Source organism: Rossellomorea sp. LjRoot5, assembly GCF_964253455.1.
GTDB lineage: Bacteria > Bacillota > Bacilli > Bacillales > Bacillaceae_B > Rossellomorea.
The window spans coordinates 2,963,455-2,978,776 of the sequence record NZ_CAXUQN020000001.1; the positions used below are offsets into that span (position 1 = coordinate 2,963,455).

General features: G+C 42.9%; 20 protein-coding genes. 4 read left to right on the top strand and 16 right to left on the bottom strand.

Features of this window, described 5'->3' with window-relative positions; translation table 11 throughout:
- Positions 1-2: 2 nt before the first annotated feature.
- Together ACSQ2E_RS15120 and ACSQ2E_RS15125 are read left to right on the top strand one after the other, a co-directional pair.
- Positions 3-425: a GNAT family N-acetyltransferase gene (locus tag ACSQ2E_RS15120; protein ID WP_435991818.1), complete on the top strand. Its 423-nt coding sequence runs from the start codon at positions 3-5 to the stop codon at positions 423-425.
- Between the two features lie 119 nt (positions 426-544).
- Positions 545-1,219 (top strand): DUF421 domain-containing protein, encoded by a 675-nt coding sequence (locus tag ACSQ2E_RS15125; RefSeq protein WP_435991820.1) that lies wholly within the window; start codon positions 545-547, stop codon positions 1,217-1,219.
- Here ACSQ2E_RS15125 and ACSQ2E_RS15130 read toward each other — a convergent pair.
- The 10 genes from ACSQ2E_RS15130 to ACSQ2E_RS15175 all read right to left on the bottom strand — a co-directional run bounded on the left by ACSQ2E_RS15130 (position 1,216) and on the right by ACSQ2E_RS15175 (position 7,343).
- On the bottom strand, positions 1,216-2,112 hold the full coding sequence (locus tag ACSQ2E_RS15130; RefSeq protein ID WP_435991822.1) for an MBL fold metallo-hydrolase: 897 nt from the start codon (positions 2,110-2,112) through the stop codon (positions 1,216-1,218). The two genes, ACSQ2E_RS15125 and ACSQ2E_RS15130, sit on opposite strands and share 4 nt — an antisense overlap.
- A gap of 27 nt (positions 2,113-2,139) precedes the next feature.
- Positions 2,140-2,412: a hypothetical protein gene (locus tag ACSQ2E_RS15135; RefSeq protein ID WP_435991824.1), complete on the bottom strand. Its 273-nt coding sequence runs from the start codon at positions 2,410-2,412 to the stop codon at positions 2,140-2,142.
- 168 nt (positions 2,413-2,580) lie between these two features.
- The gene (locus tag ACSQ2E_RS15140) at positions 2,581-2,841 is read right to left on the bottom strand and encodes a stage VI sporulation protein F (protein WP_034763965.1); all 261 of its coding nucleotides are present in this window, start codon (positions 2,839-2,841) and stop codon (positions 2,581-2,583) included.
- A 620-nt stretch (positions 2,842-3,461) separates the two neighbouring features.
- Positions 3,462-3,593 (bottom strand): YjcZ family sporulation protein, encoded by a 132-nt coding sequence (locus tag ACSQ2E_RS15145; RefSeq protein ID WP_082386193.1) that lies wholly within the window; start codon positions 3,591-3,593, stop codon positions 3,462-3,464.
- Positions 3,594-3,671: 78 nt separating this feature from the next.
- Positions 3,672-4,364, bottom strand: coding sequence for a DUF421 domain-containing protein (locus tag ACSQ2E_RS15150; protein ID WP_435991827.1), 693 nt, complete (start codon positions 4,362-4,364; stop codon positions 3,672-3,674).
- 15 nt (positions 4,365-4,379) lie between these two features.
- Positions 4,380-4,736 carry a stage V sporulation protein AE gene (gene spoVAE / locus ACSQ2E_RS15155; RefSeq protein ID WP_034763503.1) on the bottom strand — a complete coding sequence of 119 codons (357 nt, stop codon included), beginning with the start codon at positions 4,734-4,736 and terminating at the stop codon, positions 4,380-4,382.
- Between the two features lie 20 nt (positions 4,737-4,756).
- Positions 4,757-5,773 carry a stage V sporulation protein AD gene (spoVAD, locus tag ACSQ2E_RS15160; protein ID WP_435991830.1) on the bottom strand — a complete coding sequence of 339 codons (1,017 nt, stop codon included), beginning with the start codon at positions 5,771-5,773 and terminating at the stop codon, positions 4,757-4,759.
- Positions 5,773-6,243 (bottom strand): stage V sporulation protein AC, encoded by a 471-nt coding sequence (gene spoVAC / locus ACSQ2E_RS15165; protein WP_435991832.1) that lies wholly within the window; start codon positions 6,241-6,243, stop codon positions 5,773-5,775. The genes spoVAD and spoVAC overlap by 1 nt, the downstream gene beginning before the upstream one ends.
- Positions 6,244-6,255: 12 nt before the next feature.
- On the bottom strand, positions 6,256-6,723 hold the full coding sequence (locus tag ACSQ2E_RS15170; protein ID WP_435991834.1) for a sporulation protein: 468 nt from the start codon (positions 6,721-6,723) through the stop codon (positions 6,256-6,258).
- Between the two features lie 263 nt (positions 6,724-6,986).
- Positions 6,987-7,343 carry a DUF1360 domain-containing protein gene (locus tag ACSQ2E_RS15175; RefSeq protein ID WP_435991836.1) on the bottom strand — a complete coding sequence of 119 codons (357 nt, stop codon included), beginning with the start codon at positions 7,341-7,343 and terminating at the stop codon, positions 6,987-6,989.
- Positions 7,344-7,477: 134 nt separating this feature from the next.
- Between ACSQ2E_RS15175 and ACSQ2E_RS15180 the strand changes: the two genes are divergently transcribed.
- Positions 7,478-7,972, top strand: a complete 495-nt coding sequence (locus ACSQ2E_RS15180; RefSeq protein ID WP_435991838.1) for a CotY/CotZ family spore coat protein — start codon at positions 7,478-7,480, stop codon at positions 7,970-7,972.
- Between the two features lie 51 nt (positions 7,973-8,023).
- Here ACSQ2E_RS15180 and ACSQ2E_RS15185 read toward each other — a convergent pair whose 3' ends face one another.
- From ACSQ2E_RS15185 to mgtE, 5 genes are all read right to left on the bottom strand, one after another.
- Entirely contained in the window at positions 8,024-8,551 is a 528-nt protein-coding gene (locus tag ACSQ2E_RS15185; RefSeq protein WP_435991840.1) for a CotO family spore coat protein, read from the bottom strand.
- A 122-nt stretch (positions 8,552-8,673) separates the two neighbouring features.
- Positions 8,674-9,450 carry an enoyl-ACP reductase FabI gene (gene fabI, locus ACSQ2E_RS15190; RefSeq protein WP_060670221.1) on the bottom strand — a complete coding sequence of 259 codons (777 nt, stop codon included), beginning with the start codon at positions 9,448-9,450 and terminating at the stop codon, positions 8,674-8,676.
- Between the two features lie 80 nt (positions 9,451-9,530).
- On the bottom strand, positions 9,531-10,016 hold the full coding sequence (locus tag ACSQ2E_RS15195; RefSeq protein ID WP_435991842.1) for a DinB family protein: 486 nt from the start codon (positions 10,014-10,016) through the stop codon (positions 9,531-9,533).
- A gap of 111 nt (positions 10,017-10,127) precedes the next feature.
- Positions 10,128-11,990, bottom strand: coding sequence for a monovalent cation:proton antiporter family protein (locus ACSQ2E_RS15200; protein WP_435991844.1), 1,863 nt, complete (start codon positions 11,988-11,990; stop codon positions 10,128-10,130).
- Positions 11,991-12,011: 21 nt separating this feature from the next.
- Positions 12,012-13,355 (bottom strand): magnesium transporter, encoded by a 1,344-nt coding sequence (mgtE, locus tag ACSQ2E_RS15205; RefSeq protein ID WP_435994564.1) that lies wholly within the window; start codon positions 13,353-13,355, stop codon positions 12,012-12,014.
- Positions 13,356-13,633: 278 nt separating this feature from the next.
- Between mgtE and prpE the strand changes: the two genes are divergently transcribed.
- Positions 13,634-14,371, top strand: a complete 738-nt coding sequence (gene prpE, locus ACSQ2E_RS15210) for a bis(5'-nucleosyl)-tetraphosphatase PrpE (protein ID WP_435994566.1) — start codon at positions 13,634-13,636, stop codon at positions 14,369-14,371.
- A gap of 60 nt (positions 14,372-14,431) precedes the next feature.
- On the opposite strand, the gene ACSQ2E_RS15215 is transcribed toward prpE, so the two are convergent.
- A complete protein-coding gene (locus ACSQ2E_RS15215; RefSeq protein WP_435991846.1) occupies positions 14,432-15,322 on the bottom strand; it encodes an RluA family pseudouridine synthase in 891 nt (296 codons plus the stop codon).

The window sequence follows — 15,322 nt, forward strand, 5'->3', positions numbered from 1 at the left end:
CGGTGAATGTCGAAGTTGCTAAGTCAGAACAGCAGATCCAAGAGGTATTCTATATACGAAAGACCGTCTTTGTAGAGGAACAGCAGGTTCCTCTGGAAGAAGAAATCGATGAGTATGAAAACGACTCCACCCATTTCGTTCTCTATGATGAGGACAAAGCGGTCGGTGCCGGGCGGTTTCGCATTCTAGATGGAGTTGGAAAAGTAGAAAGGATCTGCGTCCTTAAATCCATCAGAGGAAAAGGTGCCGGACGTGAATTGATGCTCGCCATTGAAGAATATGCGAAACGGCAGCCATTATCACAATTGAAATTAAATGCCCAAACATATGCCATTCCTTTTTACGAAGGATTAGGATATCAGGTTACTTCCGATGAATTCCTGGATGCCGGAATTCCTCATAAAACAATGAAAAAAACCATCTGAATAGAACAGAGAGTCCAGTTTCAGGCTTGGATTCTCTGTTCTTTTTTGTTAATCCCTTCGTATATTCACAACTACTCCCGGCGATAATGGTGAAAGGTATGGAAAAGGGGGGGGAAATCATGGAAATCAAGTCCATTGCCATCGAATTGATCGTTGGATATTTTGCTCTACTCATTTTGACAAAAATCCTCGGAAAAACACAAATCACCCAAATATCAGCCTTTGATTTCATTTCCGCTTTAATTCTTGGTGAACTCGTGGGAAACTCCCTTTATGACGGGAAAACAACCGTCTACCAAATACTCGCCGCCATTTCGATTTGGGGAAGCCTGATATTCATTACTGAATACTTCACTCAAAAATCTAGGCGGTTCCGACATATGCTTGAGGGTACCCCTTCGTTAATCATCAATAAAGGACATATTAATTTTGATGAATTGAAAAAGAATCATCTGGATTTGAATCAACTTCAGCATTTACTTCGGGCAAAGGATGTATTTTCTGTAAGAGAATGTGAATACGCTCTTCTTGAATCAGACGGAACGTTGAGCGTCATTCGAAAGCCACTATATGATATGGTACAACGACAGGATCTTCAACTCCCCATCAAGGCTGCCACCCTCCCTCTTGCCTTTATAGTTGATGGTGAAATTGTCTATGATAACTTAACCCTTGCCGGACAAGAAGATAGTTGGTTATTGAGAGAAATAAAAAAACAAGGCTTCGACTCCTCCAAGGATGTACTTTACGCAGAATGGGAAGAGGGAAAAACCTTGTTGGTTCAAGGGTATTAACGGGGTTTAATGAGCAGTTGATTGTTTTGAATCAAAAATGACAGGAGTGCCTTCCGTTCAAGACTTGTGAGATATGCTGTGACCGATGTTCTGAATAGCAGCCACTGCCCCACATTCGAGACGGTGATCATATGTAGTTCCAAGTATTCCCGCATGATGTGATCGATTGTCTTTCCGTTAGGACTTGTATTTACCACACTTAAAAGGGAGTTCATTCTTTCCTCATGAAGTTCGATATTCTCCTTCACGGTTTCAGTGATGTCTACTTCGAATCGGCCATGACCAGGTATCGCTCCTTTACAGGAAATGTGAAGGAGTTTTTCTAATGATTCCAATGTTTGGTCTGCATCCACAATAAAGGGGATCACATGCTTCTTCAGGGTCTCACTGCCAAAATAACTGTCTGCTGCATATAAGATATCATCAACCAGGAGACCTGCCTGACTATGTGAATGCCCTGGTAAATTTATGACGTCGAAGGTGAACGGCCCAATGGTGTTTTCGCCCGTAAATAATTCTCTATCCACCTCGACTGCCTGTCCCTCAAGAAATTTATTCCTTAAGTCATTTATAGGGACAGCCCCATTGAACAAATAGATGGGTTCTAAAATGGAATTCTCGATGATGGCTTTTTCAAATTTCAGGGCAAACAACGGAATATCATACTTACTCTTAAGATAGTGGGCACCGCCAAAATGATCGGAGTGGGCATGGGTGATCACGCAGTAATCGAGGGGGAGTCCCTCTCCGTCCAATATCCTCTTCACCTTCTTAACAGCCGAATCGTCCAATCCGCTATCGATTAAAAGCCCCTTTCCATCTTTTACACAATAACCAATCGTAACCGCACCGGTAAATGCATAGCAATGTTCTGTGAATTTCTGTAGTTTCAAGTCAAATACCTCCATAGAATCGGTTCACTACACATATTCGTTAAAGTGTGTACCTTTTCCTGTGAGCTCTGCTAATAATGCGGAGGGGATGGATGATTTACTTAGTTTCTCGTATGGAGCCTTTACTTGATTGAAATGTGGAACTTGTTCGCTTGTTCCTTCCGGATGAGCTTGTGATTTATTTTTCAGTGGTTTAATCGGTTGCACGGGGAAAAAGCTGAAGTGGTTTTTATCAACCTTGATTTCTCTTTCCTGATATTGTTTGTATTGATAGTGCGGAATCGGCGCAATGTATCCCATTTTTATGACCTCCTTGGTTTTATTTACCCAATTTCAGATTGTTAAAAACTTACTCAAGCTTACTTTTTTGTCTCTGAAACCTTCCTATAAATAAGAAAGAAGAATTAACATAAAATACGTGGTTGCACGTTTTTTTATGTCCATTCTCCTTGATGTTTATTCTTTCTTTTATTTTTTTCCCTTGTTTAACATATTGGAGATTGTTCCAAAGTCCAATTGCTTTCCATCGTTCACGATCGATTGGACAATTTTATCTTCCATTTCCTTGTTTACAGGTTTATTGGCGATTTTAGATACACGTTTGATGACGCTTCTAACCGTAGCTTCATCTTTGAAATTTGCGTTTTGTAAAGAGTTCGCAAGCTCTAACACTTCGTTCATGTTAACGCCTGTCTTCTTCTCTAAATTCTTAAAAAAGTTATTATTCATTTCCATCACGCCTCCTTTTAACTATAAGCATCATATGTAAAAAAACCAGGAGCGTGAATTGAATACCAAAATAAATAAAAATTGAAGATGAATGTAGCCTTCTTAAAACAAAATCCGCTTAAGCAAGGGTTGCTGGTTTTCAGACATATCGTCTGCTCGGGCTCTGTCTATCAGTGTACGGTGGGATGGCAAGGGGAACCGCTCCGCTTTCCGCGGACGTACGGCCGAGCCTCCTCAGCTTTCGCTTCCGGGGTCTCGGCACGCCCGTTTTCCGCAGGAGTCTACGCAGTTCCCCCTCACCATCAAACAAGATTAGTGTGACAGAGCTCAGGAGTGACAAAAGCAATTTTTGAAAAATGACTTCTACTAAAGAAGTCACTCTCTACTCTTACTACTTTTGTATAAGAAAGACAGCTTTTAATCTTTGCATGTTCAGATATTTATATTAGGCATGTTTAAAATTATGCTTTAAGTAAGTTGATTTCCGCTGCAGGTGCTCGCGAAAAGCGAGCACCTGCAGCGGAAATCAACCAAAACGTCACTCTTTTGATAAGTATATATATAAACAAAACAAAAAGACAAAATCTCTCCAATGAGGATTCTGCCTTTTGTACCCCTTTCTAACAGAAGCTTGCTCCTACGATAATCAAGAGAATGAAAAGCACAACGATCAATACAAACGTTGAGCCATAACCGCCGCCATATCCACAGCCGCCACCATATCCACAGCCACCGTAACCATATCCGTACATAAATATCACCTCTCTTTTACCTTTAGTCTCTTATAACATATGAATAAAGAGAGGAGAACGTATGGGCTATTGGATATTTTATTGTGTGTTTGTCCAATCGAACAGGTCGAAGGTCAGGTTCCCTTCAGAATCCAATTGTGCCAGAAAGACGGATTCTACCTTGAGTTTTCTTTTAGACAGCTCACGAACTAACCATGCCAAAGGAAAACCTACTTCTGAGAGGGCTTTTTGATCGATTTTTCCATCTGTGATGACGGCTTGAGGTGGAGTGGATTTTTGTGATATGTCAAATACATCTTCTCGGACAAGGGGTTGTTTTTCTTTCTTCAACAAAACACTTAAATCACCGTTTGTGTCAAGGGACGCAAATTCCACATCGGCAACACGGAACACATCCTTTTTCCGTAATTGTTCAAGCATTTCATCAACGGAATACTTCTCTTTCTTCAAAGCTTTTTCATCAATATTTCCATCCTTTATGAATACCGTAGGCTTGCCTTCAGCAAACCTCCTGAAGCGAATACTCTTCAAGGACAGAAAGGAAAACAGGAGGGGAAATGCAAACCATAATAGGATACTCATAAGCCCTTCACTCAATGGCAGATTCAAATCCATTGAAAGGGTCCCTGCAATGCTTCCAACTGTAATTCCAGTGATATATTCGAAGAAGGACAATTTCGACAGCTGTTTTTTCCCCAATAATTTGGTGATCGCAAACAGGGAAAGCAGGATAAATATACTTCTTAGTGCCACCTGTAAGTATTCAGGCATATGGGTTCACCTCTATCATCCCTTCGGTTTGAACAGGAGCGCACCAATAAAGCCGAAGATAATGGCGGATGAGATCCCGGAACTTGTGACTTCGAACATACCGGTAAGGACGCCTACCAATCCATGTTCCCCGGCTTCCTGCATGGCCCCGTTTACGAGTGCGTTACCGAAGCTCGTAATGGGAATGGTCGCTCCCGCCCCGGCAAAATCGATAAGGGGCTCGTATAATCCGAAGCCTGAAAGGATGGCTCCCGAGACTACCAGCAGACTTAATGTGTGTGCCGGGGTCAGTTTCGCCACATCAAACAATAATTGACCGATCACACAGATGATTCCACCTATTGTAAAGGCCCAAAAAAACATCGCTAACACTTGGTTTCCTCCTTTCAGAACTACATATATTCAATCGACACCGCATGAGCGATACAAGGAATCGACTCACCTTGTTGAAATGTCAGGGGTGATAACAACGCTCCGGTCGCTATGACTAAAATGCGTTTATACGTTCCTTTTTTCATTTCGTTCAATAAATGACCGTAAAGTACGGTGGCTGAACATCCCGGCCCACTTGCTCCTGATTGAACCGGCTGGTTTTCACCGTAAATCAGCATCCCGCAATCTTTAAATAGATGATCAGGCAGGGTGAATCCCTTTTGTTTCAACATTTCTACAGCCGTCTGCCTTCCAATTGTGGCAAGATCCCCTGTAATAATGAGGTCATAGTATGAGGGGTCCCTTCCCAGATCCTGAAAATGACCAACAATCGTATCTACAGCTGCCGGGGCCATAGCGCCACCCATATTAAATGGGTCCTTCAACCCCATATCCACCACCTTCCCGATTGTTGCAGATGTCACTCTCGGAGTCGGCATGGAGACGGATGTCCCTTCTCCAATCACAGCATAGCCGGCACCCGTAACCGTCCATTGGGCCGTCGGAGGTTTCTGGCCACCATATTCAGTAGGGTAACGGAATTGTTTTTCCGTTGCCGAGTTGTGACTGGAAGCACCTGTAACCACATGACGGGCTCCATGATAATTCACTAAAAAGGCAGAAAGTGCGAGACCCTCCATTGATGTGGAGCACGCACCGAACAATCCGAAATAGGGAATTCCATTGGTTCTTGCCGCAAAACTTGAAGGGGTGATTTGATTGATCAGATCACCGGTCAAAAAGAATTGAATATCGCTTTTTTGCAGAGATTGTTTTTCGAGAGCGATCTGAACGGCGTCCTCAATTAGAGTCCGGTTGGCTTTTTCGTACGTCCCCTGCCCCATCCATACATCATCGTAAAATTGATCAAAATCTGCTGTGAGGTTTCCTTTTTTCTCAAATGGCCCACCGACGACACCGGTTGAAAGGATGGCCGGGTTTCCAGGAAATATCCACGAACGTGTACCCTGCAGCATCAGATCACCCCCAGCTGGATTAAGATGGTCTTGATTAAAGCCACGACAAAGGCTGAAAATACCCCGAATACAATGACAGAGCCTGCCAGTTTGAAAATATTCCCTCCAACTCCGAGGACGAGCCCTTCTGTTCTATGCTCAATGGCGGCAGAAATCACGGCGTTCCCGAAGCCTGTGACAGGGACGGCACTTCCTGCCCCTGCAAATTGGCCGATGTGGTCATACACCCCGAAACCCGTCAGAAGCATGGCGAGAAAGACCATCGTCGCAACTGTAGGGTTCCCTGCAGTCTGCTCAGTGAAGTTGAAATAATAAATGTACATATACGTTACCGCCTGTCCGATTAAACAGATGAAGCCTCCCACAAAGAATGCTTTAATGACATTTTTCAGTAGGGGTCGCTTCGTTTCATATTGCTTTTCTAACTGCTCGTACTTCTTTTGTTCGGGTGTTTTTGGTGTTTTCCCCACGAAACATTCCTCCTACGTTTTCTCTTTTTGCAACTTCACGATATCACGAAATCTGTTTTCAGCATCCTTTTTTGAGATTGACCCTTTTTTCAGTCTTTCTTTTAAGCGGATGGTTTCGAGGAAGATTTTATAGTCACTGGACAATATAAAATCTTCCTCAGGATATTTATCTTCCAAATAGCGATCCATTTTCTTTTCGATACTTTTCATTTTAAATCTGTGCAAGTGCTTCACCTTATAAACAACGAGCGTTTCTTTCTTTCCCTGGATGACAGCGACATCGTAAAGCTCCTTCATTTTGGAAATTTCCCTTTTGATGGTATGACCGTAACTGTCAGTCTCTGGATTGTCTACTAATTCAATGGGTGGCGGATTGGTTTTCTTCATCAGTGCAATTTTACTATCGCTTCCATCTTCCTTATTCGCACATCCAATCAATACGCATAATGAAAGTGGAATGATGATCCTTTTTTTATTCATGACAGATCCCTCTTTTGTTTGTACTCACCTTTATTTTTTTCATAAAGTCGTTTTTTATGAAAAAAAAAGACTGCCCAATTGAGCAGCCTTAGCTTTTTTTTACTTTTGATCCGCAACCGCACCCTTTTTTCTTAGTGGATGAGTTTCCTTGTTTCTGTGTATTTGCAGAGGTTTTCTTCACTTTTTATTTCCTCCTTTATCCTGTTTCCCTTTTTATTATATGTGAAGGAACCTGAGCTTGTTTCCACTAATTACCTAGAGCTTCAATCCGTTTTCCAACTTTGTACTCGAGCTTCCAGAAGGGCAGCGATTCCCGCAACGGCTAAAAGCGTGATGAGTGGAACGAAGTACAAGGGTAAAAAGAAATAACCTCCATATAGAAAACCGGATACCCATATTCCCGTACACCAATAACAAGACAATAACTCTCCGATAAACCCTTTTAAACCACTTTTTTTAGGGGAGAGATAAATCGCCTCTTCCCCGTTCTCTTCCACTTCAACATATTCATCGAAAAATGGAGCCCGTAAGAACTCAGTGATTTTATCGAAGACAATGAGATGGGTCAACCGGAAGATGGCTAAGCCAAGTGCGATCAGTTCAATAAACGTAAGTTGCAATGGAAAGACTCCCTTCAATTCACAAATTATACAAGCCCAAATTTACAAAAGAGGGCAGATGTCCGTTACCTAATTGCCTACATGACAATATGTTAGTAATGTAAATGAAATTCATTTTAAGGAGGAACTTCTATATGGGTTGCGGAAGAGATAAAGACAATAGTTCAAAAAATCGTGGTTGCGTATGTCAAGCCGTCCGTGCTATTAAAGATATTCAAGACGAAGCAAATCAAGAGTGTAACGATTGTAAAAATGATTGTTTCCTTGAGCCACTTGGTTCAATGGTAAGTCCTACTAACCGCTTGAATACTCGCATCTTCAAGTTGTATCTTAAAAACGGTGATACGTTTAAAGCGCATATCAAGGGATGTCCTTGGAAATCACCATTTTTCCGTGTAAAGGAAGTATTCGATAACTGCTGTGCGACTCTTCAAGTGTTAAAGCCTGACTATGCTGATGGTTCTGGTTCTGGTTCTGGTTCTAGATCCGGATCCGGGTCTGATATGGAAACTATGGGTACTAACACTGAATGGGTATTCACCGGCGAATGTATCACAGTTGACCTTGATTGCTTCTGTGCGATTCAATGTATCAAAGACGTACACGTATTCCTTGAATGCGAAGACTAATCAACATTTCAGATGAAAGAAGCCAGTCGGGTATCCCGCCTGGCTCCTTTTTTATTGCAGCCCGATCATCTTGATGGATTGTATCTCATTCTTCCTCATTTTCACTTCTTCGCCGTGAAAGCTTTTGATAGTGATATCATCCCCCGTTTCCTCCACAATGACTCCTTTCACAGCCACCTGACCATTAGCAAACTCACACGGAAATGGTACTTTGCCGGAAATACTTTCAGAAATGTAGTCTAATTTCTCTTCTATGGACAATTCTCGGAATGGCTTTAATTTCCTGAACGCAGAAGCGGACGTCTTCCGTTCAGGGAGTTGTGGGACCGGTTGGACCTTTGGTTCTTCCAGGTGCTCCTCCTGGTCCAAGAATAACTTCTCATCAACATATTTATCTTCTTGCACCCCTTGGCTTAATGGTGTTTCCAGGTCTGGTATCTTATTACTTTTACTACTCTCAGCCTGGTTGGTTTTCTTGACTGAGCGGTAAGTAACTTGCATATTGCCTTTAACTTCTTCTAATTTCGGCTGGTTTATATACAGCAAGGGTTCTCTCCCCGCTTTTTTCTCTTTTCTCACTAAGACACCTCCTAATTGATCTCCACTTTTATATGTATGCAGAAAGCGCCCAAGGGTTTCATTTTTATGGAATATAAAAAAAACGGCTTAGGGAATCTTATCCCATAGCCGTTTTTTTATTATTATCCCAGTACGTGATAGCCTGAATCTACATGAAGGTTCTCTCCTGTAATTCCTCTTGAGTAATCACTGAAAAGGAATACTGCCGTATCCCCAACCTCTTCCGGTGTCGTATTACGGCGAAGCGGGGCACGCTCTTCGATTTCTTTCAGGATGCTATTGAAGTCCCCGACGCCTTTGGCTGACAGGGTACGAATCGGACCTGCAGAAATGGCATTCACACGGATACCGTGTTTTCCAAGATCGCTCGCAAGATATTTCACACTCGCTTCAAGAGAAGCTTTTGCCACTCCCATGACATTATAGTTCTGCATGACTCGTTCTCCGCCGAGGTAGGTCATGCTCACGATGCTTCCACCTTCAGTCATAAGGTCCTTAGCCACTTTAGCCACTGCAGTCAGTGAATATGAGCTGATATTGTGAGCAAGCAGGAAACCGTCTCTTGTCGTATTCATATAATCTCCGGCAAGCTCTTCTTTATTGGCAAAGGCAATACAGTGAGCCAGTCCATGAATAGTCCCCACTTCTTCTTTGATAGTGGCAAAACATTTTTCGATGTCTTCATCCCTTGTCACATCACACGGAAGTACGAGTGAATCTTCTCCACCTTCCAGTGTTCCGGCTAAATCCCTGACACCTTTTTCAAAACGCTCCCCTGCATATGTAAAAATCAAACGTGCACCTGATTGATGCAGCGAACGGGCTATACCCCACGCAATACTGCGCTTATTTGCCACTCCCATTACAACATATGTTTTACCTTTTAATGAAAGAGTCATTATTATCCTCCTATTTAATACATGTTATTAGTACCTGCTACTAATTCTACCGCACTCTACTATAAAAGAAAAGAGAATTTCTATGTTATTCTCTTTTTCACATCTTCCATTTGCACGAGATGCCTCTGTTCATGTTTCCCGAGAAGCTCAAGTACTTGCCATATCGGCATGTCTCCAAATCGGTGATGGTTCATGGATTGACGATTCAAGCCTTCTTTCGTGTATTTCTCCAGAAAGTGTGTGGTGAGAGAACGTGACTCGTCCAATGCTTTCATCAAATCGTCCATTTTCTGGGGATCACTGGAAGGCTCGATGGGTGCTATCAGTTTTTGTGATGGATCATCAAATACAGATAGATCTACATCGGATTCGCTTCTACCCCCTCCACTTTTTGCAGAATCATTGGCCAAAGTCAAAAAACGCGTTTCCGCTCCGGCCAGATGAAGAACAATTTGTGCAATGGTCCATTCCTCTTGAGAAGGTTTTTGATTCAGTTTTTCATAAGGCAAACCCTCTATACTTTCCTTTACCTTTTTCCGAATCTCCACAATCTTGGTTTCCCACATATTCTTTTCCTCCTTCTTACCTTACATTATCTATTAGGGATGAGGTCATGATACTCCTTTATAAAGTGAAAACTTCCCAAGAAAAATGTTTCTTGGGAAGCAGGTTTCATGTTAGCAGTATTCACAGAATTCGAGCTCTCGTTTGAGTTCATCGACGTATTCTTTTGTACCAGTGACTATCAGGCGGTCATTCATGTGAAGTTCTGTATCCCCATGGGGAACGATGGAGTCCTTCCCTCTGAAGATCCGGACGAAGATAACATCTCCCGTGAATGGGAATTTCCGGAGTGTCATTCCTTCAAACTGACTGTTCAACATGCGGATTTCATACAGGGATGTTTCCTGATTGGTCAGGATGTTCATGACGGAAGGTGATTCAATGAGCGCCCTTAATAAAGCTTTCGTTGATAGGAATACAGAATATACTTCAATATCTTGTTCACGAAGGCTTTCATGCAGATCAGGGCTCTCCACCCTTACGATAACGCGACCTACTCCATACTCTTTTGCCGTCACTGCCAGTGTTGCATTCACCTCTTCATCCCCAGTTGAAATCACAAGGATATCCGATTCAAAGATTTCCTTCTCTTCAAGTGTATCGAGATCATAATCATCGATTTCATGGATATCGAACAGTGAATCAGCGATGCTCCGATCTGATTTATCCTGTTTCGTATGATACAGGACGGGTTCGTACAAGGAGGATTGAAGCTCCCTTGAAACGGGCATGGTTAACTGATTGGCACCCAGGAACGTAATTTTCAGCTTCTTCTCTTTTGCACTTTCCCGAGGGAAAAGCTTCTTAAAGATGATAGGTGTGATGATACATGTAATCACGGCCACCAGAATGAGCGTGCCACTCATTTGAGGGGTGATAATTTCAATTCTTTCTGCGATTTTTGCAGCAGCAATCACCAACGACAAAGTTGACGTTAGGAGAAATGCTGAAGCGATCGTCGTCTTCGTATCATACCAGTATCTCAATAAATATACCGGGATGATCTTCGAAATGAGGAAAGCGAGAACCAGCAATGGAATGAGTAAAAGCATTTTCTTGTCACTCAGTAGTGACCCAAGGTCCAGCTCTACACCGACCATCACGAAAAAGATCGGGATTAAAAATCCATATCCAAATGAATCAAGCTTATGAACCATCTCCTGATTCGGTGCAAGTAAAGATACGAGTACACCGGCAAGGAAAGCTCCCAGAATGTTCTCGGCACCCACCGTCTCTGACACGGCCACCAGTAATATGATCAAGGTAAAGACCGCACGTGTTCCGATTTGGACGGTCCCGGTCGATAGACTTCTGATGAAAGGGTTATTTTTCAGCCTCTTGGCGAGGAAGTATAATAGCAGACCAACACCAAAGAGGATCAGAAGAAGCCACATATTCCCGTGTCCTTCTCCATAAAGAGAAACGAACACAGCCAGTAAGATCATGGTCACCAGGTCTGCGATGACCGCTACCAGCAGAATGATCTGTCCGATGGCACTTTTCGTGATATGTGCCTCTTTCAGTGTAGGAACCACGACACCAAGGGATATCGTGGAGATGATCAATGTCATCAAGAACGCATTGTCAATGAGTCCAAACATGACAAACAGATAAGACAGTCCCAATGATACAAAGAAAATACCGATAAAAATGATAATCGCCAATTTCAAGCGGTTTGGTTCTTCTTTACCACTCGGCAAAAGCTCTCTTTTCTTTTTCCCGCCTGAAAAAGCCGTGAAATCAATTTCAACACCACTTAAGAACATGAGGAAGATAAACCCAAGGGTAGAAAGTGTCTCAAGCCACATGTCCTGCTGGACGAGATTAAACCCGCTCTTTCCTATAACCAATCCCATGATAATCTCCGCAATGACGACAGGGATGAAATTCAACTTGAATCGATGCAGCAAAATGGGAGTTAAAAAAGCTACCATGATCACGATCACAAGGGATGCAACAGATGCATGTTGTTCCATTCATATTTCCCCCTCTTCTTTCTATATTAGGTAATTCATAAACATTGTCGCTAAGCCAAGATATATTAAAGTACTGATGATATCATTGATCGTCGTGATAAAAGGACCGGAAGCGACGGCCGGATCCACTTTAAGCTTGTGCATCATGAGGGGCACTAATGTACCTGCGAGAGTAGCAACGAATAGTGAAATCAATACGGAGACGCCGACAAGGATCCCTAAAAAGAATTCGCCTTTCCACACGTATACAATGATGCTGACCACAATCCCGCAAGTCGTCCCGGTAATCAGTCCTGTTCCCGCTTCACGGAAGACCAGGGACATCTTATTTTCCTTTTCCAGATCCCCTGTCGCGATCCCCCTTACGGCAACGGCGAGTGCCTGAGTTCCAGTATTCCCTGCCATTCCGGCAATCAATGGGATGAACACGGCAAGGATGGCCACTTTATCCAATGTATCTTCAAACCTGCCGATGAGGCTTGCGGTGAACATTCCGAGGAATAGTAAGGCGATGAGCCAAGGGAGACGCTTCTTGGCCGCATTTATAGGGCTTCTGTCTATGGAATCCAAATCGGCGATACCGGCAAGTTTAGAGTAGTCATCGGACGCCTCTTCTTCCATGACGTCCATGATGTCATCTACCGTAATGATTCCAAGCAGATGATGTTGAAAATCAACAACGGGCAAGGCAAGGAAGTCGTAATCCTTCATCTGCCGTGCGACAGCTTCCTGATCTTCGCTGACTCCGACAGACATGACCCGGCCACTCATAATTTCACCGATCATCACATCATCATGGCTGATGATCAAATCTCTAAGGGAAATAACCCCTACAAGCTTTTTATCATCATCCACCACATAGATATAGTAAATCGTTTCCGCATTCGGTGCTTCATTTTTCAATATATACATGGCAGACCTGACCGTCTGATTCTTTGAAATGGCCACGAACTCGGTGGTCATGATACTACCAGCTGTGTATTCTTCATAATGCAGTAACTCTTTAATCTCTTTAGCCGATTCATCATTCATGATCGTCAAATAACTGACAACCTGATCTTTATCCAGTTCATTCAATACATCCACTGCGTCATCGGCATACATATTAGAAAGCATTTCGGCTGCGTATGTAGGATTCATTTCCGCTAAGATATCCTGATAATCTTCTTCATCTATATCCAGACTTTCAAAAAGATCCGCCATTTCTTCCGGTGAAAGATAATGATACAACCGGCTTCGTAGGTCTTCATCTATTTTAGAGAAAAATTTTGCTTGATCATAAGAGTGTAATTGAACAAATTCTGAACGAAATAAATCCAGATCTTCTTCCTGAAGGGCTCTGATGAGAAGGTCTTCATCATACATTTCCTTTTCCTGCTTATCTCTGTCATTCTCCTGTTCTTGAGTTACCTCAGACATCCAATACACCCTCCTTCATAACTTCATTGAATATAGTCGTAATAATACTAGCAAATCTCAACACAATTGTCTCTTATGAAATCATAACCATCTATGTATTCACTTGCTTTAATATGTCATACTAATGCCTGACGAATAATGAATGCAGGGATTGCTGAATCATTAATATGTCATAAAATACGGGAAAAGAAAAGGAAAAAGGCAGGTAAGGGAGTCGGATTATGATGAAAATTGATATTATCGGTGATGTTCATGGCTGTTTTACCGAATTTAGAAAGTTGACGAGGAAGCTTGGGTATGAATGGGGCAGCGGCCTACCTGTACACCCTGGTGGAAGGAAACTTGGTTTTGTGGGAGACCTGACTGATCGGGGACATCACTCCCTGGAGACCATTGCAACAGTATACGCCCTCTTTCAAAAAGATACTGTTTATTATGTCCCCGGGAACCATTGCAACAAGCTTTACCGTTATTTCTTAGGAAACAACGTAAAAATCCTTCACGGCCTCGAAACAACCGTGGCAGAACTGGGTGCCCTCCCGCAAAAGGAAAGAAATCGCTATCGGGATATGTTCATCGAATTATATGAACAATCCCCTCTATACCATGTACTGGATAAAGGAAAGCTAATCATTGCCCATGCAGGCATCAAAAAAGAACTGATCGGAAAACAATCGAACCGGGTCAAAACCTTCGTCCTTTACGGAGACATAACTGGAGAAAAGAACGATGACGGCACGCCTGTCAGAAAAGACTGGGCACGTGACTATCAAGGCGAAGCATGGATCGTATACGGCCACACCCCAGTGAAAGAAGCACGCCTCATCAATAAAACGGCCAACATCGATACGGGGGCTGTGTTTGGCGGAATGCTATCTGCATTTAGATACCCTGAACTGGAAGTTGTGAGTGTAGCATCAAGCATGCCTTTCGTGGCGGAGAAGTTTCGTGAAGTTGAATGAGTTTTCTTGTGGGCGAAAAGAATAAAAAGAGATCCCTTCAGTCTAACTGAAAGGGATCTCTTACTGCCTATCTAGAAGCATCTTCATATCATCGGGCAAGGAGCACTCCAAGTTCATCCATTCTTTCATAATCGGATGGAAAAAGTGCAGTCTTGTACAATGAAGGGCCTGTCTGCCTATCAGTTTTACACTTCCTCCATATAAATCATCTCCTGCAAGAGGATGGCCTAAGAAGGAAAGATGAACGCGGATCTGATGGGTTCTGCCTGTTTCCAGTTTCAACACCAGGTGGGCAAATTCAGGAAACTGATCTTCCACCCTGTAATGGGTCAGGGCATATTGTCCATCTGACCGCACTTCTCTTTCAATGATGCTGTCGGATTTCCTTCCGATCGGCTCTTCTATCGAACCGGATCCATTCATAACCCCTTCTGCAAAGGCTTCATATGTCCGGTTGATTTCCCTCCCCTTCTGCTGAAGGCTGAAGAGATGATGAACGTGGCGGTGTTTTGCCACCAGTACCAGGCCCGATGTGTTTTTATCCAATCGGGTAACGATGTGTACCGTTGAAGCGAGGTCCAGTTGATTGAAATATCCCAATATGGCATTCGCAAGACTTCCTGTCGGCTCTTCTTTCGTGGGGATCGTTTTCATCCCCCACGGTTTGTCCACAACGAGCACATCACCATCTTCGTAAACGATTGAGAGAGGGATTTTTTCTGCCACCAATGTTTCACTTGTTCTTTCTTCAGGAAATCTCACCTCAAGATGATCTCCTGTAGTAAGAAGATACCGGACATTTTCTTCTTTTCCATTGATGGTGATCCTTCCTCCGTCAAACTTGACTGCCGTCAATGTACGCTTTGACAAATGCTGATCGATTAGAAACTCTCTCATTAGCTTCCCTTCATAGCCAGACGGGATGGACCACTTTAGCGAATATCCCTTCAC